Source organism: Variovorax sp. GW821-FHT09B05 (genome assembly GCF_059418265.1).
Genome location: NZ_JBWKPN010000005.1, coordinates 462,189 through 483,570, shown reverse-complemented (window position 1 = coordinate 483,570; position 21,382 = coordinate 462,189). Strand labels below are relative to the sequence as shown.

The window sequence follows — 21,382 nt, the reverse complement described above, 5'->3', positions numbered from 1 at the left end:
TCAGGAGGTGTGCCGGTCCAGGGGCAGGTGCACGACGGCGTCGAGCCCGGCGATATTGTCCCGCGTGTCGGGCCCCGTGCGGTTGTCGAGCGCGATCCGTCCGTCGAGCGCGAGCACGATCTCGCGGCAGATCGCGAGGCCCAGGCCCGAGCCGCTGGCGCTGTCGCCGGCCGAGAAGGGCGCGAACAGCCGCTGCCGCAGCTCGGCGGAGATGCCCGGGCCGCTGTCGCGCACCCGCAGCATCGCCTCGCCGGCCTCGGCGCGTACCGCCACCGACAACGCGCCGCCGGCCGGCGACTGCTTGATCGCGTTGTGCAGCAGGTTGCGCGTGAGCTCCTGCAGCATCCAGCGGTGGGCGCGCACCGGCACCGGCGCGTCGGCATCGAGCTCGAAGTCGAGCGCCTTGTCGGCGATCAGCGGCGACAGGTCGAGCACGATCTGGCGCGCCACCTCGGCCAGGTCGAGCCGCACCGACTCGGGCTGCTGGCGCAGCTGCTCCACCTTGGCCAGCGAGAGCATCTGGTTGGCCAGCGCGGTCGCGCGGTCCACGGTCTGATTGATCTCGACCAGCGCCTGCTCGGGCGCCAGGTCGCCGCGCCGCGCCGACTGCACCTGCGCCTTGAGCACCGCCAGCGGGGTGCGCAACTGGTGGGCGCTGTCGCGCACGAAGCGCTTCTGGTGGTCGAGCAGCCGCTGCAGCCGTCCCATGACCTCGGTGGTGGCATCGATCAGCGGACGCAGCTCGCGCGGCGCATCGGGCGCGTCGATCGGCGACAGGTCGTCGGCGGCGCGCCGGTCGATCGCCTCGCCGAGCTGGCGCACCGGCCGGGTCGCGCGCTGCACCACGAACACGGTGACGGCCGCGATCACGCCCATCAGCAGCAACTGGCGCCAGAGGGTGTCGAGCAGCAGCTTGCGCACCAGGGTCTCGCGCAGTTCCAGGGTCTCGGCCACCTGCACCACGGCCATGCCGCGGCCGCGCGCGCTGGCCACCGGCTGCAGCAGCACCGCCACGCGCACCGGCTGGTCGCGAAAGCGTGCGTCATAGAAGTCGACCAGCGCGGCGTAGGGCGTGCGATCGGGAATGCGGCCGTGCCAGAACGGCAGCTCGCCGAAGCCCGAGATCATCTCGCCATGCAGCGTGGAGACGCGGTAGAAGAGCCGGCTGCGGTTGTCGGCCTCGAAGGCCTCGAGCGCCGAGTAGGGCACGATCGCGCGCAGCTCGGCATGCTCGTCGTAGCCTTCCACGTCGAGCTGTTCGCCGATGGTCTTGGCCGAGGCGAGCAGCGTGCGGTCGTAGGCGGTGGTGGCGGCGGCCAGGCTCTGGCGGTAGAGGCTCACGCTGTTGATCACGATCAGCAGCGCGACCGGCGCGAGGATGCCGAACAGCAGCCTCGCGCGCAGCGACAGGTTGGTCGTCATGGCTCCGCGCGAAGAAGGTAGCCGAGGCCGCGCAGCGTCATCAGCGCGGCGCCGGTGCCCACGAGCTTCTTGCGCAGCCGGTACACCACCACCTCGACCGCCTCGTACTGCACGTCGGTCTCGCCCGGGAACACCAGCTCGAACAGCCGTTCCTTGGTGAGCGCGTGGCCGGGCTTCATCATCAGCGCCTTGAGCAGCGCGAGCTCGCGCGGCGTGAGCTCGAGCACCTCGGCGCGGTGGTAGATGGCGCCGCTGTCGGGCTCGAAGCGCAGGCCGCCGACCTCCTGCGGATTGAGCACCGGGTCGGCCCCGGCGTTCTGGTTGCGCCGGCGCAGCGCGCGGATGCGGGCCTCGAGCTCGTCGAGGTCGAAGGGCTTGGGCAGGTAGTCGTCGGCGCCGGCGTTGAGGCCGACGATGCGGTCGCCCACGGTGCCGCGCGCGGTCAGCAGCAGCACCGGCGTGCGCAGGCCCTCGGCGCGCGCCTGCGCCAGCACCTGCAGGCCGTCGAGATTGGGCAGGCTCAGGTCGAGCGCCACCACGTCGGGCTCGACCGCGCGCCAGTGCTCGAGCGCGAGCGCGCCATCGCCGCAGACCCGCACGTCGATCTTGCGGCGCGCGAGGCTGCGCTGCAGCGTGACCTGCATCGAGGGATCGTCTTCGACCAGCAGCAACTTCATGGATCGGGGCGGCCCGCGGGCGCGCGCACACGGGGACTCGGGGCGGGGTGGGCTTCGGTGTTTTCCCCAGTCCGGTGGACAGCCAACTGACAGCGGGGCGGCGCATGATAGCGGTTCAGGTCCAAGTCAGGTTCCGTTCCTTTTCCCCCTCAGGAGACACCAACGATGCGTCGCGATACCTTTTTGAAGTCCCTGGCCGCGCTGGCCGCCGCCGGCGCGCTGCCGCTGTCGGCACGCGCCGCGGCCAACGTCAAGATGATGATTCCCGCCAACCCCGGCGGCGGATGGGACACCACGGGTCGCGCGCTGGGCAAGGCGCTGACCGACGCCAAGGTGGCCGACACGGTGGCCTACGACAACAAGGGCGGCGCCGCCGGTGCACTGGGCCTGGCCCAGTTCGTCAACGGTTCCAAGGGCGATCCGAACGCGCTGATGGTGATGGGCTCGGTCATGCTGGGCGGCATCATCACCGGCAAGCCGCCGGTCAAGCTCGAGCAGGCCACGCCGATCGCGCGCATGACCACCGAATACAACGTCTTCGTGCTGCCCTCGAACTCGCCGTTCAAGACCATGAAGGACGTGGTCGAGCAGCTCAAGAAGGACCCGGGCAGCGTGAAGTGGGGCGGCGGTTCGCGCGGCTCCACCGAGCACATCGCCGCGGCCATGATCGCGCAGAAGGTCGGCGCCGATCCCTCGAAGATCAACTACGTGGCATTCCGCGGAGGCGGCGAGGCCACCGCGGCCATCCTCGGCGGCAACGTCACGATCGGCGGCAGCGGCTACAGCGAGTTCGCCGAATACATCGCGGCCGGCAAGATGAAGCCCATCGCCGTCACCTCGGCCCAGCGCCTGCCCGGCATCAACGTGCCCACGCTCAAGGAGCAGGGCATCGACGTCGAGATCGGCAACTGGCGTGGCGTGTACGGCGCGCCCGGCATCAGCGCCGAGCAGCGCAAGGCCCTGACCGAGATGGTGCTGGCCGCGCTCAAGAGCGCCTCGTGGGCCGAGTCGCTCAAGAAGAACGACTGGACGCCGGCCGTGCTCTCGGGCGACGCCTTCAGCAAGTTCGTCGACGACGACTTCGCGAGCCTGCGCGCCATCATGGCCAAGTCCGGCATGGTCTGAGCCTCCGCTCCACCCAGCCCACACGGCGCGCTGTCCCTCACGACAGCGTGCCGTTTTCAAATCCAGCCCGTCTCGCTCGAATCCGGGAGCCAGAAATGACAACACCAAATCCCTCGATGGCGCCGCCCGACCCGGGCGCCGCCCCCGCCGCGCCGTCCGCGCCGTGGCCTCAAACGGTCGTCGGCGTCGGCGTGCTGCTGACCGGCGCCGCGCTGGCCTTCGGCGCCATCGGCATCTCCTCCGAGGCCGGCTACGGCGGCGTCGGCCCCAACTTCCTGCCCTGGCTGGTGTCCATCGTGCTGATCATCTGCGGCGCCTGGATCACCTGGGAAGCGCGCAGCGGCGGCTTCCGCGAACTCGAGGCGCCCTCGGGCGACGACCGCGCCTACTGGCCCGGGTTCGTCTGGGTCTCGGCCGGGCTGCTGCTCAACGCGGCGCTGATCACCACCATCGGCTTCATCCTGAGCTGCGCGCTGTGCTATCTGCTCGCGGTGCAGGGCCTGCGCCGCGCGAGCGGCCAGTCGGCCGCCGGCTCGGCGCGCACCTGGGTGGTCGATTTCCTGACCGGCGTCGCGATCTCGGCGCCGGTGTTCTGGATGTTCACCAAGTTCCTGGCCATCAGCCTGCCGGGCCTCACTGCTACCGGGTGGATCTGACATGGACATCTTCAACGCCCTCATGAGCGGCTTCGCGGCCGCGATCACCCCGATCAACCTGCTGTGGTGCCTCATTGGTTGCGCCCTGGGCACGGCCGTCGGCGTGCTGCCCGGCATCGGCCCCGCGGTCGCGGTGGCGATGCTGCTGCCGATCACCGGCAAGGTCGACATCACGGCCTCGATGATCTTCTTCTCGGGCATCTACTACGGCGCCATGTACGGCGGCTCCACCACCTCGATCCTGCTCAACACGCCCGGCGAAACCGCCAGCATGGTGACGGCGATGGAGGGCAACAAGATGGCCAAGAGTGGCCGCGCGGGCGCGGCGCTCGCCACCGCGGCCATCGGCTCCTTCGTCGCCGGCACCATCGCCACCGTGGTCGTCACGCTGTTCGCGCCCTTCGTGGCCGACTACGCGGTGCGGCTCGCGGCGCCCGAGTATTTCCTCCTGATGCTGCTGGCCTTCACCACCGTGAGCGCGGTGCTCGGCAAGAGCACGCTGCGCGGCATGACGGCGCTGTTCGCGGGCCTCGCGATCGGCTGCGTCGGCCTCGACCAGATCTCGGGCCAGGGCCGCTACACGGGCGACATGCCCGAGCTGCTCGACGGCATCGAGATCGTGCTGGTGGCCGTGGGCCTGTTCGCCGTGGCCGAGGTGCTCTACGCGGTGCTCTACGAAGGCCGCGTGGTCGAGGGCCAGAACAAGCTGACCCGGGTGCACATGACCAAGCGCGACTGGAAGCGCTCGATCCCGGCCTGGCTGCGCGGCGCCGCCATCGGCACGCCCTTCGGCTGCATCCCGGCCGGCGGCACCGAGATCCCGACCTTCCTGAGCTATGCCACCGAGAAGAAGATGGCGAAGGACGCCGACGCCAAGCAGGAGTTCGGCACCACCGGCGCCATCGAGGGCGTGGCCGGTCCCGAGGCCGCGAACAACGCCACCGTGACGGCCGCGCTGATCCCGCTGCTCACGCTCGGCATCCCGACCTCGAACACCACGGCCATCATGCTGGGCGCGTTCCAGAACTACGGCATCCAGCCGGGCCCGCAGCTGTTCACCACCTCGGCCGCGCTGGTGTGGGCGCTGATCGCCTCGCTCTACATCGGCAACATCATGTTGCTGGTGCTGAACCTGCCGATGGTGGGCCTATGGGTCAAGCTGCTCAAGATCCCGAAGCCGCAGCTCTATGCCGGCATCCTGATCTTCGCGACCGTCGGTGCCTACGGCATGCGCCAGAACACCTTCGACCTGTTCCTGCTCTATGCCATCGGCCTGCTGGGCGTGGTGATGCGGCGCTTCGACTTCCCGACCGCGCCGGTGGTGGTCGGCATGATCCTGGGCCCGCTGGCCGAGGCCAACCTGCGCAACGCGATCTCGATGGGGCAGGGCAGCCCGGTGGTGTTCTTCCAGCGGCCCGAGTCGATCGTGATCGTCATCGTGATCGTCGCCGTGCTGGTGCTGCCGCGCGTGGCCAAGCGCATGAGCGAGAAGAAACTCGCGCGGCTCGCGGCCTCGAGCTGAGGCCGGTCGCCAACCGACACAGCGCCGCGGGCAGCGATGCCCGCGGCGCTTTTTCTTTGGGTTGCCGCCCTGTGCGCGAACACGAACGGTTTCAGACGGTGGCCGAATTCCATAAAATGAGAACTATTCTTATTCGTTGATGGGTGCCCGGCACTCGTTGGAGAGGTGCCATGGCCGCGGCCGAATCCGCCTTGCAGCAGGAAGTCCGAAGCTTGTACAGCGACCATCACGGCTGGCTGCAGGGCTGGCTGCGCCGTCGGCTGGGCAATGCCTTCGATGCCGCGGACCTCGCGCACGACGTCTTCCTGCGCCTGCTGGCGCGGCGCGAACCGGTGGGCATGAAGGAGCCGCGGGCCTACCTGTCGTCGGTGGCGCGCGGCCTGGTGATCGACCACTGGCGCCGCCGCGAGCTCGAGCAGGCCTGGCTCGAAACCCTCGCGCAGATGCCCGAGGCGACCGCGCCTTCGCCCGAGCAGCGCCTGCTGATCCTCGAGGCGCTGGTCGAGATCGACCGCATGCTCGACACGCTCAAGCCCGCCGTGCGCACCGCCTTCCTGCTGGCCCAGTTCGACGGCCTGAGCTGCCGCGAGATCGGCGAGCGGCTGGGCGTGTCGCTCGCCACCGCCGAGCGCTACGTGGCGAAGGCGTTGCGCGCTTGCTACGCGTTCCGCTTCGAAGCATGAGCACTGTTTTGCCGGACAACGTGATCGACGCCGCCATCCTGTGGTCGGTGCGGCTGGCCCATGGCGAGCCCACGCCGAAGATGCAGCGCGCGCACGCGCAATGGCTGGCGGCCGATCCGCGCCATGCGCAAGCCTGGCAGCGCGTCGGCGACCTGCGGCGCGGCTTTGCCGGCATGCCGGCCGGCCCCGCGCGCGACACCCTGCAGGCCGCGCAGCTGCACCGGCAGCAGCGCGGCCGCCGTACCGCGCTCAAGCTGCTGTCGCTGGCCGGCGTGGCGCTGGGCGCCGGCTGGCTGCTGCGCGAGCACGCGCCGTGGCAGCGCCTGCTGGCCGATGCCAGCACCGACACCGGCGAGCAGCGCACCCTGCGGCTGGCCGACGGAACGACGCTGGTGCTCAACACCGACAGCGCGGTCAGCACCGACCTGGGCGGCGAGCGCCGCCTCGTGGTGCTGCGGCGCGGCGAGATCATGGTCAGCACCGGCGACGATGCCGGCGCCGCCGCGAAGCGCCCGTTCTGGGTCTACACGCCGTTCGGCCGGATGCAGGCGCTGGGCACGCGCTTCGTGGTGCGCATCGACGAACGGCGCGCGCGCGTCAGCGTGCAGCAGGGCGCGGTGGCGCTGCATCCGGGCGACGGTCCCGCCGAGGCCGTGGTGCAGGCAGGCCAGAGCCGCTGGCTGGCCGAATCGGGCAGCACGCCGGCCGCCAGCCGCGGCTTCGACGAGGACGGCTGGGTCGACGGCGTGATCGCCGGCCGCAACATCCGCATGGCCGACCTGCTGGCCGAGCTCGGCCGCTACCGTCATGGCGTGGTGCTGTGCGATCCGGCCGTGGCCGAACTGCGCGTCTCGGGCGTGTTCCATGTGCGCGACAGCGACCGCGCGCTGCAGTTCCTCGCGCAGACGCAGCCGATCTCGGTGCGGCTGCGCACGCGCTACTGGGTCTCGGTCGGGCCGCCGGCCTGAGCGGGTCCTTCGAAAATTTTTTAGAGAACGGCGCGAAAAAACTGAGGGGATCGCGTTTCTCGTCCGACCTCCTGGATGAACCCGCTCGGCGACGAGCGCCTTCCATCCTTCGAGCCTGTCCAGACCCATGAGCCTTTCCCGATTCCGCGCCGCCGGCGCGCCGACCTTCGCGCTGCACACGGCGCTGCATGCCGCGCTGGCCCTGGCCGTGTTCGCCGCCGCCGCGCTGCCCGAGGCGGCGCGCGCGCAGGCACCCGACGAGATCCGCAGCTTCAGCGTGCCCGCCGGCCCGCTCGATGCCGCGCTCGACCGCTTCGCGCGCAGCGCGGGCGTCAACCTCAGCTATGACCCGGCGCTGGTCGCGGGCGCCGTCACGCGCGGGCTCGAGGGCCGCCACGGCATCGCGAGCGGACTGGCCGCGCTGCTGGCCGGCAGCGCGCTCGAGGCCGTGCCGCGCCAGGGCGGCGGCTTCTCGTTGCGCCGGGTGGAGACGCGCGCGCCCGTGGTCCCCGGGGCCGGCGGCGCGGCACTGGCGCCGGTGACCGTCACGGCCGCCGGCCCCGCGGCCGAAGTGCTGGCAGCGCCCTACGCGGGCGGGCAGGTGGCGCGCGGCGGCCGGCTCGGCATGCTGGGCACGGCCGACATCTTCGAGACGCCGTTCAGTACCAAGGCCTACACGGCCGAGCTGATCCGCAACCAGGGCGCGCGCAACGTCAACGACATGGTGGCCAACGATCCCTCGATCCGCACCAGCCTGTCGGCCACCTCGCCGCTCGACCAGAGCTCGATCCGCGGCTTCCTCACCAACAGCGACGCCTACCTGTTCGATGGCCTCGAGGGTCTGTTCGCGTACAGCAACATCCCGATCCAGCACTACGAGCGCCTCGAGGTGCTCAAGGGGCCGGCGACCGGGCTGGTCGGCGCCTCGGGCTACGGCAGCACCACCGGCGGCAGCTTCAACCTGGTGCCCAAGCGCGCCACCGACGCGCCGGTGCGCTCGATCACGCTCTCGGCCAACCAGCGCTCGCTGCTCGGCACCCACGTCGACCTGGGCCAGCGCTTCGGCGCCGACCACCAGTTCGGCGCGCGCATCAACCTCAGCGCCGAGGACGGCCGGGTCTACGACGGCGCCGACCGGCGTCTGGCCGCGGCGCAGATCGCGCTCGACTACCGCGGCGACCGCTTTCGCGCCGTGCTCGATGCCGGCTACACGCGGCGCACCTCGTCGCCGCTGTTCAACCACTGGCTGCTGCAGGCCGGCGCCGCGCTGCCGCCGCCGCCCGATCCCAAGGTGCATCCCAAGCCCTCGTGGGAGATGCTCGAGGTGCGCCAGCCCTTCGCGCTGCTGAGCACCGAGTGGGACTTCGCGGACAACTGGACCGCCTACGCGCGCTTCGGCAAGCTGCGCGAGACCGCGCCCGAGCGCCGCTACATCGACCAGACCACCATCAACGGACTGGGCCAGGTCAACTACAGCAGCGCCTCGAGCCTGCTGTGGACGCAGTCCAACCAGGTGGCCGATGTCGGCGTGCGCGGCAGCTTCTCGCTCGGGGCGACGAAGCACAAGCTCGCGCTCAGCGCCGTGTCGCAGCGCCAGCAGCTGCTCGACATGCGTTCGCAGTCGCTGCCGCTGCCCCAGCGCGTGGTCGGCAGCATCTACACGCAGAACCTGGTGCCGAACCCCTTCGCCTTCGGCGTGCCGCTGGTGCCGGGCGTCGACAGCCCGGCGCTCGACCTCGACAGCCTCGCCGTGGCCGACACCATCTCGGCCTTCGGCGACCGCCTGTTCGTCACGCTGGGCGCGCGCCACCAGCGCATCAGGAAGCTGCCCTACGACCAGTCGAAGACCACGCCCACGGTGGCCGCGCTCTACAGGTTCGACAACGGCATCTCGATCTACGGCAACTACGCCGAGTCGCTGGCCCAGGGCGCGGTGGCGCCGGCCGGTGCGCGCAACGCGGGCGAGCAGCTCGCGCCCTACCTGTCGCGCCAGCACGAGTTCGGCCTCAAGTGGGACCGAGGCAGCCATGGCCTCACGGTCGCGTACTTCGACATCCGCAAGGCCACGGCCTTCGTCGACAGCGACAACTTCTTCCGCGCCGCCGGCCTGCAGCGCAACAAGGGCGTGGAGATCGAGAGCTTCGGCGAGATCGGCAAGGGCCTGCGCCTGCTGGGCGGCGTGGCCTGGATCGACGCGCGCATGTCGAAGACGGCGGGCGGCGCGAGCGACGGCAAGAAGGCCATCGGCGTGCCCGAGTTCACCGCCAACCTCGGCCTGGAGTACGACGTGCCCGCCGTGCCCGGCCTCACGCTGACCGGCCGCTACATCTACACCGACAGCGCCTGGGTCGACCTCGCCAACACGCAGCGCGTGCCCTCGTGGAAGCGCATCGACATCGGCGCGCGCTACGCCACGCGCGTGAACGGCGTGGCCACCACCCTGCGCGCCGGCATCTCGAACCTGCTCGACGACAACTACTGGACCATCGCGGGGCGCAACTTCATCTCGGTGGCGCCGCCGCGGACCTGGCAGGTGCAGGCCAGCTTCGACTTCTAGGGCGCCTTCGCCAGGTCGTCGTCGATGTGCGGATCCGGCGGCTGCCGGCGCAGCCTGCGCACCATGCGCCGGATCCAATGCTCGATGTCGTCGACGTAGGTGAACACGGCCGGCACCACCAGCAGGCTCAGCACCGTCGAGGTGATCAGCCCGCCGATCACCGCCATCGCCATCGGCGAGCGGAAGCTCGAGTCGGCGGCGCTCCAGCCGAAGGCGATCGGCGCCATGCCGGCGCCCATGGCCAGGGTGGTCATGATGATCGGCCGCGCGCGCTTGTGGCAGGCGTCGAGCAGCGCCTCCCAGCGGTTCATGCCGTGGTCGCGGCGCGCCACGATCGCGTACTCCACCAGCAGGATCGAGTTCTTGGTCGCGATGCCCATCAGCATGATCAGGCCGATCAGCGAGGGCATCGACAGCGCCTTCTGCCCCAGCAGCAGCCCGACGAAGGCGCCGCCCAGCGCGAGCGGCAGCGCGCACAGGATGGTCACCGGGTGCAGGAAGTCCTTGAACAGCAGCACCAGCACGATGTAGATGCACAGCACGCCGGTCAGCATCGCCAGGCCGAAGCTGTTGAACAGCTCGGTCATCACCTCGGCGTCGCCGACCTCGGTCACGCGCACGCCCGGCGGCAGGTTGCGGATCGAGGGCAGGGCCATCGCGGCGTTCTTGGCGTCGCCCAGGCCGACCGAGGAGAGCTCGATCTCGAAGTTGACGTTGCGCGAGCGGTCGTAGCGGTCGATCACGGCCGGGCCGCCCTCGACCGTGAGCTGCGCCACCTGGCCCAGCATCACCGGGCCGCGGCTGCCGGGCACGGTCAGCCGTTCGAGCAGCGCCAGGTCCTGCCGCGCGCTGTCCTCGAGCTTCACCAGGATCGGCACCTGGCGCTGCGCGAGGTTGAGCTTGGGCAGCGACTGGTCGTAGTCGCCCAGGGTGGCCACGCGCAGCGTCTCGGCGATCGCGCTGCTGGTCACGCCCAGGTCGGCGGCGCGCGCGAAGTCGGGGCGCACCGCGATCTCGGGCCGGATCAGGCTGGCCGTGGAGGTGATGTTGCCCAGGCCGGCGATGGTGCGCAGGTCGCGCTCCACGTCGCGCGCGGCACCCACCAGCGTGGCCGGGTCGTCGCCCGACAGCGAGAGGATGTACTTCTCGCCCGAGCCGCCCAGGCCCACGGTGCTGCGCACGCCGGGCAGGGTCTCGAGGGCGCGGCGGATCTCGTTCTCGATCACCTGCTTGCGCGGCCGGTCGCCGCGCGGATCGAGCTTCACCGTCAGCGTGGCCTTGCGCGTCTCGGGCGTGCCGAAGTTCGCGAACGGATCGCCGCCCGCGCTGCCGCCGCCCACGGTGGTGTAGACGCTGCGCACGTGGCGCACCTCCATCAGCCGGCGCCGCGTCTCCTCGGCCGTGGCCTGCGTCTGCGCCAGCGTGGCGCCGGGCGCGAGCGACAGGTAGACCTGGGTCTGCGAGTTGTCGTCGGGCGGGATGAAGCCGGTCTTGAGCAGCGGGATCATCGCCAGCGAGCCGAAGAAGAACAGCGTGGCCAGCACCATGGTCTTGAAGCGGTGCGTCATGCACCAGGTGACCCAGCGCATGTAGACCGACAGCCAGCGCGGCTCCTTCTCCTGGTCGACGATGGGCTTGAGCAGGTAGGCCGCCATCATCGGCGTGAGCACCCGCGCCACCACCAGCGAGGCGAACACCGCGAGCGAGGCGGTCCAGCCGAACTGCTTGAAGAACTTGCCGGCCACGCCGCTCATGAAGGCCGTGGGCAGGAACACCGCGATCAGCGTGAAGGTGGTGGCGATCACCGCCAGCCCGATCTCGTCGGCCGCCTCCATCGCCGCGTCGTAGGGCGACTTGCCCATGCGCAGGTGGCGCACGATGTTCTCGACCTCCACGATCGCGTCGTCGACCAGGATGCCGATCACCAGCGACAGCGCCAGCAGCGACACCACGTTGATCGAGAAGCCCAGCAGGTGCATGCCGATGAAGGCCGGAATCGCCGACATCGGCAGCGCCACGGCCGAGACGAAGGTGGCGCGCAGGTCGCGCAGGAACAGCCACACCACCAGCACCGCGAGGATGGCGCCCTCGTACAGCAGGTGCAGCGAGCCGTCGTATTCCTCCTGCACCGGCTCCACGAAGTTGAAGGCCTCGGTGAGCTCGATGTCGGGATGCTGGGCCTTGAGGTCGTCGAGCGCCTTGTGCACCAGCGCGCCCACTTCCACCTCGCTGGCGCCGCGGCTGCGCGCCACCTCGAAGCCCACCACCGGCTTGCCGTCGAGCAGCGCGGCCGCGCGCGGCTCGGCGATGGTGTCGCTGATGCGCGCCACCTGGTCCAGGCGCACGCGCCGGCCGTCCGACAGCGCGATCTGCATCGCGTTCAACTGGTCGGCCGAGGTCACGGTGGCGAGCGTGCGCACCGGCTGCTCGCTGCCCGAGAGGTCGAAGCGGCCGCCCGCGCTCTCCACCTGCACCTGGCGCAGCTGGCGCGAGATGTCGGCGGCGGTGGCGCCGAGCGCCTGCAGCTTGTTGGGATCGATGTCCACGTGCACCTGGCGCGTGACGCCGCCCACGCGCGCGACCGCGCCCACGCCGGGCTGCGCCAGCAGCTTCTTGCTCACGTCGTTGTCGACGAACCACGACAGCGCCTCGGCGTCCATGTGGCTCGAGGCGATGGTGAAGGCCAGCACCGGCTGGGCCGCGAAGTCGAGCTTGGTGATGACCGGGTCGCGCAGGTCGGCCGGCAGGTCGGCGCGCACCTTCTGCACCGCCGAGCGCACGTCGTCCACGGCCTCCTGCACCGGCTTCTCGAGCCGGAACTCGACGATCAGCGTGACCGCGCCGTCCTGCACCTTGGTCGTGATGTGCTTGAGGCCCTGCACGGTGGCGATCGAGTTCTCGATCTTGCGCGCGACGTCGTTCTCGAGCTGCGAGGGCGCGGCGCCCGGCAGCGAGGCCGAGACGGTGACGGTCGGCAGGTCGATGTCGGGGAAGTTCTGCACCTTCATCGCGTTGAAGGACAGCAGCCCGCCGAAGGTGAGCAGCACGAACAGCATCACCGCCGCGATGGGGTTGCGGATGGACCAGGCGGAAACGTTCATGGCGGTTTCTCCGGGGCTGGCTTACTTGCCGTTGCCGGCGGACGGCGCGGCCGGGGCCGATGCTGCGGCGGCCGGGGCGCGCGCCGGCGCATCGACCACCTTCACCAAGTCGCCGTCGTTGAGGAAGCCCGCGCCCTGGACCACCATGCGCGCGCCCGGCGGCAGCACACTCGTGATCTCCACGCGGTCGCCGACGCGGCGGCCGGTCTGGACCTTGAGCTGCGAGACGCGGTTGTCCTCCTTCAGCAGGAACAGGTTGTTGAAGCCGTCGCGCGGCACGATCGCGCTCTGCGGCACCGTGGGCGCGCTGCTGCGGCCGAGCTCGAAGTCGCCGCGCGCGAACATGCCGGCCTTGATGCCGGTGTTCTGCTGCACCGGCGGCAGGTCGACGTAGACCAGCGCCGCGCGCGTCTGCGGATCGACCGTGGGCGCGATGCTGCGCACCTTGCCTTGCACCTGCGCGCCGCTGGCGCCCACCACGAACACCGGCGTGCCGAGCGCGATGCGCGCGATCTCGGCCGAGGTGACCTCGGCGCGCCATTCGAGCCGGCCCTGGCGGATCAGCCGGAACAGCTCGGTGCCGGCCGACACCACGCTGCCGACGGTGGCGCTGCGCGCGGAGATCACGCCGTCGTCGGGCGCCAGCACCTGCGTGTTGCGGCCGCGCACCTGCTGCGCCGCCAGCACCGCCTCGGCGGCCTCGACGCGCGCCTTCGCGGTCTGCTCGCTGGTCTGGTACTGGTTGATCTGCTGCTGGCTCAGCGCGCCCGTGGCCTGCAGGGTGCGCGCGCGCGCCGCGTTGCCGGCCGCATCGGCCGCGGTGGCGCGGGCCTCGGCCAGCGAGGCCTTGGCCTGCGCGATGTCGGCCTGAACCGTCTCGGGCGAGAAGGTGGCGAGCACCTGGCCCTTCTTCACCAGGTCGCCGACGTTGACGCGCACCTCGGCCAGCCGCAGCCCGTTCGATTCGGAACCCACGCTGGCCTCCTGCCAGGCCGCGACGTTGCCGTTGGCCGCGAGCGTCACCGCGAGCTCGGTGGTCTCGGGCTGGCCGATGGTGACCGTGAGCACGGGCCGCGACGGCGCGGCCTTGCCATCCTTGGCGGGCGCCTGCTGGCCTTGCTGCGCCGGTGCGTCGGCGGGCTTGCCGCGGCCGAACAGGAACAGCGCCGCGGCGACGGCGGCGATGACGACCAGGACGACGATGAGGGTGGAGCGGGAGGGGCTTTTCATGGCGACGTCGCGACCTTGGCGGCCGGGGTGGAGGAGCGGTAGATGGTGAGGGTGCGGCCCGGCGTGGTGATGATGGTCACGGGGACGCGCTTCGGCGCGGCTTCGACGGCGGCTGCCGCGGTGCCCGGGCGGGTCCAGCCGCCGCCCATGGAGCGGTACAGCGCGACCCAGGCCTCGGCGCGCTCGCGCTGCAGCGAGACGCGCGCGGTCTGCGCGCTGAACAGCGTGCGGCGCGCATCCTCGAGCTCGAACAGGCTCGCCAGGCCGCTGTCGAAGCGCGCCTGCGTGGCATTGAACGAGGCCTGGTAGTTCTGCACCGCGGTGTCGGCGTCGCCGGTGCGCGCGTCGGTGGCGTCGAGGTTGACCAGCGCCTCCTCGACCTCGCGCACCGCCTGGCGCACGTTGGCGCGGTAGAGCGCCACGGCCTCGGTGTAGCGCGCCTTGGCCGCGTCGGCATTGGCCGCGCGCGCGCCGCCGTCGAGCAGCGGTACGGTGAGCGCCACCGGGCCGACGGTCCAGGTCTCGATCGATTCGCGGAAGCCGCTGACGCGAAAGCCCGTGCGGCCGATGTTGCCGGAGATGGTGAGCCGGGGATAACGCTCGGCCTCGGCCGAACCCACGTCGGCGCTGGCCGCGGCCACGCCGAGTTCGGCCGCGTAGACGTCGGGCCGCTGGGCGATGGCATTGGCCGGCACGCTGTCGATGCGGCCCACGGCCGGCAGCGCGCGCTGCGCGGGCGCGGCCGCGAGCCGGGTCTCGAGCTCGGTCTCGGCAATGCCGGTGAGCGCCACCAGCGCCTTGCGCTGCACCGCGCACTGCGCGCGCTGCTGCGTCAGCCGGCCCGAGGCGTCGGAGGCGCTGGCGCGTGCGAGCGCGGCATCGGCCGGCGCGGTGAAGCCGGCGCGCATCGAGAGGTCGGTCAGGCGCGCGGTCTCGCCGCGCGAGCGGGTGTCGGATTCGGCCACGCGCAGCTGCTGTTGGCAGGCGCGCTCGGCGAAATAGGCGTTGGCGGTTTCGGCCGCGACCGACACGCGCGCCTCGTGCCACTTCGCATCGGCGCTGCGCTCGCGCTGCACGGCCGCGTCGCGGTCGGCGCGCAGGCGGCCGAACAGGTCGATCTCCCACTTGGTCTGCAGGCCGGCCTGCAGCGTGGTGATGGGCGTGGTGGCCGAGGTGCTGCCCGAGCCCGAGCTGGCGCCGCCGCTGCTTCCACCGGGCGTGCCGCCCGTCAGCCCCGCGGTGCCCCGGCTCGCCGAACCCGTCGCATCGAGGCTGGGCAGCAGCGCGGCGCCGGCCTGCACGCGGGTCGAGCGCGCCTCGGCCAGCCGCGCCGCGGCGCTCGCCACGTTGGGGCTCGCACCCTCGGCGGCAGCGATCAGGTCGACCAGCAGCGGATCGTCGAGCTGGCGCCACCATTCGGCCAATTGGGCGAGCGAGCCGCCATGCGGCAGCGGCGCATGCCATTGCGCGGGGGCGGGCGCGCCGACCGCGGCGGGCGGGCGGGTCAGGCCGCAGCCGGCGAGGCCGGCGGCCAGGCCGAGCCCGAGGCCTGCCTTGAGGCAGAGGATGGCGATCGGTCGTGGAACTCGTCTCATGCTGTCTTTCTCCCGGAGCGGGATGGGGGGCGGCGCACCTGCGTGCGCGCAGGCGGCACCGGGTCGGCGGCGCGGCGCAGCGCCTCGGCCTCGACCAGCGCCACCGCATAGCCGGCGAGGCGCCGGGCCCAGGTGTCGACGGCGCGCGGCGTGCGCAGCAGCGCGGGACGGATCGCCTCGATCACGTCCTGGCTCACGAACAGCTGCATCGCGAGGCCCGTGATCGCGAAGGTCAGCCGGTGGATGTCGTCGTCGGCGCGGGCCACGCCGAGGTGGCGGCACAGCATCGCGGCGATCGCGCGGTGCGGGTCCTTGATGTCGCGCTCGAGCTCCTTGGCCCACAGGCTGGTGGGCTCGAGCATCTCGCGCATGTGCAGGTGGATGCACTGGCGCACCACCTCGCCCTGGTCGAAGGGCTCGACCATCTTGGCGAAGAAGATGCGCAGCGATTCCTCGAGCGACAGGCCGGGCGCGGCGTAGAGCGCCACGAAGTCGCCGGCGTTGCCGCCCATGGGCTCGCTGAAGGTGGCGGCATAGAGGCCGGCCTTGTCGCCGAAGTAGTAGCTGATGGCCGAGATGTTGACCCCGGCCTCGCGCACGATCTCGCGCGTGGAGGTCTTGGCGAAGCCCTTCTGCGCGAACAGCCGCAGCGCGGTGTAGAGCAGCCGCTGGCGCGCCTCGGCGCCGTCGCTGCGCGGCGCGCGCGGGGCGGCGGCGGTCTTGCGCGCCGGCAGCGTCGAGGGAGGGGCCGTGGACTTCATGCGGGCGATTACACCATGCCGAAAATCAAACGATTGATTAACTTAGGCTCGCCTGAGGCGATGCTGAAGGGCTCCTGAAGACAAGGTGCAACGGAGGATGGTGGGCGATCGGGAGCGGGGCGCAGCGTTCTGGCGGCGCGCGTGGGTGGCGGGGAGGGGCCCATCGCTGCCTGGCGGCGGCACCCTGTTCTTGGTGTGGTTTTCGATCGCGGTGCCGGCTCGCGCGCCCGTGCATTCTGACCCGGCCGCGCCGGCCGGCGATGCCGGATTTGTTGCGGATTGATGCAGGCTACGATTCGCGCATGCCTGCCTCCACCGCCGCCGCGCCCTCCGCCCTGCCGCTCGATGCCGACGGCATCCTCGCGCTGGCCGCGCGTTCCATGTTCCACCTGTTCTCGCGCATGAGCCAGGGCATGTTCCTGGTCGACCGCAGCGGGCGCATCGTCTGGGTCAACGAGGGCTACCGGCGCTTCCTGCCCGCGCTGGGCTTCTCGTCGATCGACCAGTTCCTCGGCCACATGGTGGAGGACGTGATCCCCAACACCCAGATGCGCCGCGTGCTCGAGAGCGGCGAGCCGATCCTGATCGACCTCTTGACCAACAAGGCGGGCACCTTCGTCGTGAGCCGCATCCCGCTGCGCGAGGAGCGTGCCGACGGCGCGGGCGAGGTGATCGGCGCCATCGGCATCGTGCTGTTCGACCAGCCCGAGACCACCCTGCAGCCGCTGATCAGCAAGTTCGCGCTGCTGCAGCGCGACCTCGACGATGCGCGGCGCGAGCTCGCGAGCCAGCGCAACAACCCGTTCTACCAGCAGGCGGCCGAGGGCCAGCGGCGCTCCAAGTACACCTTCGCGAGCTTCATCGGCAGCAGCCCGGCCGCGGTCGAGGTCAAGCGCCATGCGCGCCGCGCGGCGCAGTCGGCGAGCCCGGTGCTGCTGCTCGGCGAGACCGGCACCGGCAAGGAACTGCTCGCGCATGCGATCCATGCGGCCTCGGCGCGCGCCAGGGGCCAGTTCGTGAGCCTCAACATCGCGGCCGTGCCCGACACCCTGCTCGAGGCCGAGTTCTTCGGCGTCGCGCCGGGCGCCTTCACCGGCGCCGACAAGCGCGGGCGCGAGGGCAAGTTCAAGCTGGCCGACGGCGGCAGCCTGTTCCTCGACGAGATCGGCGACATGCCGCTGGGCCTGCAGGCCAAGCTGCTGCGCGCGCTGCAGGAAGGGGAGATCGAGCCGCTCGGTTCGAACAAGCTGATTCCCTTCGATGCGCGCGTGATCGCCGCCACCTCGCGCGACCTGCCCGAGCTGGTGCGCCGCGGCCAGTTCCGCGAGGACCTCTACTACCGCCTCAACGTGCTGCCGCTGCGCGTGCCGCCGCTGCGCGAGCGGCGCTCCGACATCCCGGCGCTGGTCGAGGCGCTCGGCGAGGACATGGCGCTGCGCAGCGGCGAGGCCCCGCCCGAGCTCACGCCCGATGCGCTCGCGCTGCTGGCCGGCCAGCACTGGCGCGGCAACATCCGCGAGCTGCGCAACGTGCTCGAGCAGGTGACCATGCGCAGCGACTCGCAGCGCATCGACGCGGCGCAGCTCGAGCGCATCCTGCGCGAAGCCGGCCTCGAGCAGATCGCGCAGCCCGCCGCGCTGCGCGACGCCCACGATGCCGACGAGGAAGCCGCGCTGCTGCGGCCGCTCGCGCAGCAGGTGGCCGAGCTCGAGCGCCGCGCGATCGGCGCGGCGCTGGCGGCGACCGGGGGGAACAAGCTCGCGACCTCGCGGCTGCTGGGGATCTCGCGGGCGACCCTGTACGAGCGCATGACGAACCAGGCGGATTGACCCGCGCGCCGAGCGCGGACCACGAAGGAGGACAGCATCGATGAAGGGCTTGTTGACGCGATTGAAGGGGGCGCTGGGCCGGCCGGCGCCAAGCCGCGCCGAGGAGGCCGGGCAGGGCGAGCGGGTCCTGGTCAACGCCTACTGCACGCGCGCCGATGTACCGGCGCTCGAATTTCCCCATGCCCTGCAGGGTCGCCGCGATCTGTCGGACCCCGAACTCGCGCCCCACCTGGCCGGCTTCGTCGGCTACGTGCTGAGTCGCGGCGACGGCACGATGTCGCGCAACCGCTATCACGTGATGCGTCATGTCCAGCGCGTGCGCCAGCACCTGAGCCTGTCGATCGACGAGGGCCTGCTCGATGCGTTCTCGGACTGGGCCGTGCGCGCGAACGCGATCGTGTTCCTGCCCGACGGCAGCATCCGCGATCCCCGGGGGCGCATCCTCTTGTCGGCGGCGGGCGAGGAGCCCGATGGCGAAGCCGCGCTGCCCTATCCGTCCGAGGCCTGGGAGCGCAAGGCGCGCACCGAGGCAGCGCTCGCGGCGCGGGGCATCGAGGTCCCGCGGCACCTGCCGCCGCTGGTCTGCGAGCCCGAGCTGCGGTTGCGCGCGCCGCAGGAGATCGCGGGCCGGGCCTTCGCGCTGCTGGCGGTATCGGCACGGGCCGAGTCCCTCGCGAGCAAGGAGCCGCTGGCGCCCGAGGACCTGTTCGAGCGGCTGCCCTCGGCACGGGCGCATCTCACGCCGGCGGAACAGGCTTTCCTCTCGGACCCCGAACCGCTGGCGTCCGATGTCGTCCAGTTCGGCTGGCGCTACGAGTGCCTGTATCTGCTCGAGTGGGCGATGGGCCTGGTCGATGCGCTGCCTTTTCCCGGCGCGATCTGCGACGTGCCGCTCGCCGCGCGCACGATGCTGGAAGCCCGCGACCTGCCGGGCGCGCTGCGTTCGCTGCGCATGCGCGGCGAAGGCGAAATCCTCGATGGGCTCGACCTGCACTACCGGTTGCACTGGCGCGTACGCCAGGCCGGGCTCCAGCAGGTCCCCGTGCCGCCGGAGCTCGATGCGGGCGTGATTGCCGAGCGGCATCGCGCCTTGAACTGGCTGGTGCGCTTCGAGGACCGCGAGTGGGACGAGGTCGACACGCCCACCTGACAATGCGGCCTCCACCCGCCTGCGAACCTGCCTTCCACCAGAGCCTTCCATGAAGACACCGATCCGCTCCCTCGTCCTCGCCGCATCGTGCGCCTGTGCCGGCGCCGCCCTGGCCGCGCCACCCTGCGCCGACGAGGCGGTCGCGCGCGCGAAGAAGCTGCTGGTGTTCCATTTCGGCGAGGACGATCGCATCCGCGTCGGCTCCGAGGTCAAGGAACTGCCGCCGCTGCGCAACCCCGCCAACAAGGCGCAGCAGTTCCGCGTGCTCGAGGTCTGGGGCTCGATCTACAAGGGCAACTACCGCATGCGCCTGATCTATCACGTGGCGGGCAAGGACTGCACGCTGATGGGCCAGGAAATCCTCGAGTACGCCAGCCTGTGAGCGTCCGCGCCCTGCGTTCCACCTTCGGCCCCAACTGCCACTGGTGCGGCCTGCCGATGGACTTCGAGGAGCCGCATGGTCGGCCCGAATCGGCCACCATCGAGCACCTGGTCGACGCCACCCTGGGCGGCGTGCGCTCGCCCAAGCACCGGCGGCTGGCCCATGCGGCCTGCAACCACGCGCGCAACGAATTCCGGCTGCAGGCCGAGCGGCAGTTCAGGCAATGGATCGAGGAGCGCCGGGCCTCCGCGAAAACCCTGAATGAAAAATAGACAGTCGCCTGAAATTCAGACACGACAACTGTTCTGAATTCAGCCGAATCGCGCTTTCTCCGAATGGAGAAACCTTTGTTATCAACGGCTTAGCGCGTGGCACGAAGTGTGCAATATTCAGTCATCTTTATCAGGAGACAACGAATGAACCGTCGCCACCTCGTCGCCCTGGCCGCGCTCGCCGCCTGCGCCGCCGCCGCACCCGCCTGGGCCCAGTCCGGGGAGATCCGCATCGCCCACATCTACAGCAAGACCGGCGCGCTCGAGGCCTACGGCAAGCAGACGCAGACCGGCTTCATGATGGGCCTGAACTACGCCACCGAGGGCACGATGACCGTCGCGGGCAAGAAGCTGGTCGTGATCGAGAAGGACGACCAGGGCAAGCCCGACCTCGGCAAGTCGCTGCTGGCCGCGGCCTATTCCGACGACAAGGCCGCGCTGGCCGTCGGCCCGACCGCCTCGGGCGTGGCGCTGGCGATGCTGCCGGTGGCCGAGGAGTACAAGAAGATCCTGCTGGTCGAGCCCGCCGTGGCCGACTCGATCACCGGCGACAAGTGGAACAAGTACATCTTCCGCACCGGCCGCAATTCGAGCCAGGACGCGATCTCCAACGCGGTGGCGGTCGACAAGGCCGGCGTGACGGTCGCCACGCTGGCGCAGGACAACGCCTTCGGCCGCGACGGCGTGAAGGCCTTCGGTGCCGCGCTCAAGAAGGCCAAGCTGGTCCACGAGGAGTACCTGCCGCCCGCCACCACCGACTTCACGGCCGGCGCCCAGCGCCTGATCGACAAGCTCAAGGACCAGCCGGGCCGCAAGATCATCTGGATCGTCTGGGCCGGCGCGGGCAACCCGTTCAAGATCGTCGACCTCGACCTCAAGCGCTACGGCATCGAGATCGCCACCGGCGGCAACATCCTGCCGGCCATGGCGGCCTACAAGGCGCTGCCGGGCATGGAAGGCGCGGCCTACTACTACTTCGGCATCCCGAAGAACCCGGTGAACGAGGCGATGGTCGCGGCGCACTACAAGGAATTCAAGACGCCGCCGGACTTCTTCACGGCCGGCGGCTTCTCGGCCGCGATGGCGGTGGTGACGGCGCTCAAGAAGACCAACGGCGACACCAACACCAACAAGCTCATCAGCACCATGGAAGGCATGAGCTTCGACACGCCCAAGGGCAAGATGACCTTCCGCAAGGAAGACCATCAGGCGATGCAGTCGATGTACCACTTCAAGATCAAGGTCGACCCGGCCTTCGCCTGGGGCGTGCCGGAGCTGGTGCACGAGATCAAGCCCGAAGAGATGGACATTCCGATCAAGAACAAGCGCTGAGTCCGGCGCTTCCCGCCACCCGAACGCGGCGCCGAGCGCCGCCCACCTTTTTCTTTCTCTTTCGCCCCGGATGGCCGCCGGGCGAAGCGCCAGCCTGCGTCCGCGCGGGCGGCGCGCTCC

Annotated in this window: 17 protein-coding genes; 11 read left to right on the top strand and 6 right to left on the bottom strand. The window is 70.9% G+C overall.

The genetic code is table 11. The annotated features are described in order from the left end of the window. Together AC07RM_RS16515 and AC07RM_RS16510 are read right to left on the bottom strand one after the other, a co-directional pair. Complete coding sequence (locus AC07RM_RS16515) at positions 1 to 1,422, bottom strand: sensor histidine kinase (protein ID WP_495317839.1); 1,422 nt, start codon at positions 1,420 to 1,422, stop codon at positions 1 to 3. Further along, positions 1,419 to 2,099 carry a response regulator gene (locus tag AC07RM_RS16510; RefSeq protein ID WP_495335215.1) on the bottom strand — a complete coding sequence of 227 codons (681 nt, stop codon included), beginning with the start codon at positions 2,097 to 2,099 and terminating at the stop codon, positions 1,419 to 1,421. Before AC07RM_RS16510 ends, AC07RM_RS16515 begins: the two co-directional genes overlap by 4 nt. 165 nt (positions 2,100 to 2,264) lie before the next feature. Between AC07RM_RS16510 and AC07RM_RS16505 the strand changes: the two genes are divergently transcribed. The 6 genes from AC07RM_RS16505 to AC07RM_RS16480 all read left to right on the top strand — a co-directional run bounded on the left by AC07RM_RS16505 (position 2,265) and on the right by AC07RM_RS16480 (position 9,610). After that, entirely contained in the window at positions 2,265 to 3,224 is a 960-nt protein-coding gene (locus tag AC07RM_RS16505; protein WP_093344272.1) for a Bug family tripartite tricarboxylate transporter substrate binding protein, read from the top strand. 116 nt (positions 3,225 to 3,340) lie between these two features. Continuing rightward, positions 3,341 to 3,880 (top strand): tripartite tricarboxylate transporter TctB family protein, encoded by a 540-nt coding sequence (locus AC07RM_RS16500; RefSeq protein ID WP_296781936.1) that lies wholly within the window; start codon positions 3,341 to 3,343, stop codon positions 3,878 to 3,880. Between the two features lies 1 nt (position 3,881). Next, positions 3,882 to 5,402, top strand: coding sequence for a tripartite tricarboxylate transporter permease (locus tag AC07RM_RS16495; protein ID WP_495335214.1), 1,521 nt, complete (start codon positions 3,882 to 3,884; stop codon positions 5,400 to 5,402). 170 nt (positions 5,403 to 5,572) lie between these two features. Further along, positions 5,573 to 6,085: a sigma-70 family RNA polymerase sigma factor gene (locus AC07RM_RS16490; protein WP_296801521.1), complete on the top strand. Its 513-nt coding sequence runs from the start codon at positions 5,573 to 5,575 to the stop codon at positions 6,083 to 6,085. Continuing rightward, positions 6,082 to 7,053 (top strand): FecR domain-containing protein, encoded by a 972-nt coding sequence (locus AC07RM_RS16485; RefSeq protein ID WP_495335213.1) that lies wholly within the window; start codon positions 6,082 to 6,084, stop codon positions 7,051 to 7,053. The genes AC07RM_RS16490 and AC07RM_RS16485 overlap by 4 nt, the downstream gene beginning before the upstream one ends. Before the next feature lie 127 nt (positions 7,054 to 7,180). Next, on the top strand, positions 7,181 to 9,610 hold the full coding sequence (locus AC07RM_RS16480; protein WP_495335212.1) for a TonB-dependent receptor: 2,430 nt from the start codon (positions 7,181 to 7,183) through the stop codon (positions 9,608 to 9,610). On the opposite strand, the gene AC07RM_RS16475 is transcribed toward AC07RM_RS16480, so the two are convergent. From AC07RM_RS16475 to AC07RM_RS16460, 4 genes are read right to left on the bottom strand one after another with little or no spacing between them, the layout of a single operon-like run. Then, positions 9,607 to 12,711, bottom strand: a complete 3,105-nt coding sequence (locus AC07RM_RS16475; protein WP_296781904.1) for an efflux RND transporter permease subunit — start codon at positions 12,709 to 12,711, stop codon at positions 9,607 to 9,609. The two genes, AC07RM_RS16480 and AC07RM_RS16475, sit on opposite strands and share 4 nt — an antisense overlap. Positions 12,712 to 12,732: 21 nt before the next feature. Beyond that, entirely contained in the window at positions 12,733 to 13,941 is a 1,209-nt protein-coding gene (locus tag AC07RM_RS16470) for an efflux RND transporter periplasmic adaptor subunit (RefSeq protein WP_495335211.1), read from the bottom strand. Next, on the bottom strand, positions 13,938 to 15,536 hold the full coding sequence (locus AC07RM_RS16465) for an efflux transporter outer membrane subunit (RefSeq protein WP_495335210.1): 1,599 nt from the start codon (positions 15,534 to 15,536) through the stop codon (positions 13,938 to 13,940). Before AC07RM_RS16465 ends, AC07RM_RS16470 begins: the two co-directional genes overlap by 4 nt. Continuing rightward, positions 15,533 to 16,297, bottom strand: coding sequence for a CerR family C-terminal domain-containing protein (locus tag AC07RM_RS16460; protein WP_495335209.1), 765 nt, complete (start codon positions 16,295 to 16,297; stop codon positions 15,533 to 15,535). The genes AC07RM_RS16465 and AC07RM_RS16460 overlap by 4 nt, the downstream gene beginning before the upstream one ends. 302 nt (positions 16,298 to 16,599) lie before the next feature. On the opposite strand from AC07RM_RS16460, the gene AC07RM_RS16455 reads away from it, so the two are divergent. The 5 genes from AC07RM_RS16455 to AC07RM_RS16435 all read left to right on the top strand — a co-directional run bounded on the left by AC07RM_RS16455 (position 16,600) and on the right by AC07RM_RS16435 (position 21,262). Then, a complete protein-coding gene (locus AC07RM_RS16455; protein ID WP_495335208.1) occupies positions 16,600 to 18,126 on the top strand; it encodes a sigma-54 interaction domain-containing protein in 1,527 nt (508 codons plus the stop codon). 40 nt (positions 18,127 to 18,166) lie between these two features. Beyond that, entirely contained in the window at positions 18,167 to 19,276 is a 1,110-nt protein-coding gene (locus tag AC07RM_RS16450; RefSeq protein ID WP_495335207.1) for a DUF4272 domain-containing protein, read from the top strand. 49 nt (positions 19,277 to 19,325) lie between these two features. Beyond that, entirely contained in the window at positions 19,326 to 19,658 is a 333-nt protein-coding gene (locus AC07RM_RS16445; RefSeq protein WP_057594309.1) for a hypothetical protein, read from the top strand. After that, on the top strand, positions 19,655 to 19,930 hold the full coding sequence (locus AC07RM_RS16440; protein WP_495335206.1) for a hypothetical protein: 276 nt from the start codon (positions 19,655 to 19,657) through the stop codon (positions 19,928 to 19,930). The genes AC07RM_RS16445 and AC07RM_RS16440 overlap by 4 nt, the downstream gene beginning before the upstream one ends. A gap of 144 nt (positions 19,931 to 20,074) precedes the next feature. Then, positions 20,075 to 21,262: a substrate-binding domain-containing protein gene (locus AC07RM_RS16435; protein WP_057594307.1), complete on the top strand. Its 1,188-nt coding sequence runs from the start codon at positions 20,075 to 20,077 to the stop codon at positions 21,260 to 21,262. The last annotated feature ends 120 nt before the right edge of the window (positions 21,263 to 21,382 follow it).

What these genes read in the sequence shown, in the direction of transcription:
- AC07RM_RS16515 (WP_495317839.1), bottom strand. Translation starts at nt 1,422, where the DNA reads ATGACGACCAACCTGTCGCTGCGCGCGAGGCTGCTGTTCGGCATCCTC.
- AC07RM_RS16510 (WP_495335215.1), bottom strand. Translation starts at nt 2,099, where the DNA reads ATGAAGTTGCTGCTGGTCGAAGACGATCCCTCGATGCAGGTCACGCTG.
- AC07RM_RS16505 (WP_093344272.1), top strand. Translation starts at nt 2,265, where the DNA reads ATGCGTCGCGATACCTTTTTGAAGTCCCTGGCCGCGCTGGCCGCCGCC.
- AC07RM_RS16500 (WP_296781936.1), top strand. Translation starts at nt 3,341, where the DNA reads ATGGCGCCGCCCGACCCGGGCGCCGCCCCCGCCGCGCCGTCCGCGCCG.
- AC07RM_RS16495 (WP_495335214.1), top strand. Translation starts at nt 3,882, where the DNA reads ATGGACATCTTCAACGCCCTCATGAGCGGCTTCGCGGCCGCGATCACC.
- AC07RM_RS16490 (WP_296801521.1), top strand. Translation starts at nt 5,573, where the DNA reads ATGGCCGCGGCCGAATCCGCCTTGCAGCAGGAAGTCCGAAGCTTGTAC.
- AC07RM_RS16485 (WP_495335213.1), top strand. Translation starts at nt 6,082, where the DNA reads ATGAGCACTGTTTTGCCGGACAACGTGATCGACGCCGCCATCCTGTGG.
- AC07RM_RS16480 (WP_495335212.1), top strand. Translation starts at nt 7,181, where the DNA reads ATGAGCCTTTCCCGATTCCGCGCCGCCGGCGCGCCGACCTTCGCGCTG.
- AC07RM_RS16475 (WP_296781904.1), bottom strand. Translation starts at nt 12,711, where the DNA reads ATGAACGTTTCCGCCTGGTCCATCCGCAACCCCATCGCGGCGGTGATG.
- AC07RM_RS16470 (WP_495335211.1), bottom strand. Translation starts at nt 13,941, where the DNA reads ATGAAAAGCCCCTCCCGCTCCACCCTCATCGTCGTCCTGGTCGTCATC.
- AC07RM_RS16465 (WP_495335210.1), bottom strand. Translation starts at nt 15,536, where the DNA reads ATGAGACGAGTTCCACGACCGATCGCCATCCTCTGCCTCAAGGCAGGC.
- AC07RM_RS16460 (WP_495335209.1), bottom strand. Translation starts at nt 16,297, where the DNA reads ATGAAGTCCACGGCCCCTCCCTCGACGCTGCCGGCGCGCAAGACCGCC.
- AC07RM_RS16455 (WP_495335208.1), top strand. Translation starts at nt 16,600, where the DNA reads ATGCCTGCCTCCACCGCCGCCGCGCCCTCCGCCCTGCCGCTCGATGCC.
- AC07RM_RS16450 (WP_495335207.1), top strand. Translation starts at nt 18,167, where the DNA reads ATGAAGGGCTTGTTGACGCGATTGAAGGGGGCGCTGGGCCGGCCGGCG.
- AC07RM_RS16445 (WP_057594309.1), top strand. Translation starts at nt 19,326, where the DNA reads ATGAAGACACCGATCCGCTCCCTCGTCCTCGCCGCATCGTGCGCCTGT.
- AC07RM_RS16435 (WP_057594307.1), top strand. Translation starts at nt 20,075, where the DNA reads ATGAACCGTCGCCACCTCGTCGCCCTGGCCGCGCTCGCCGCCTGCGCC.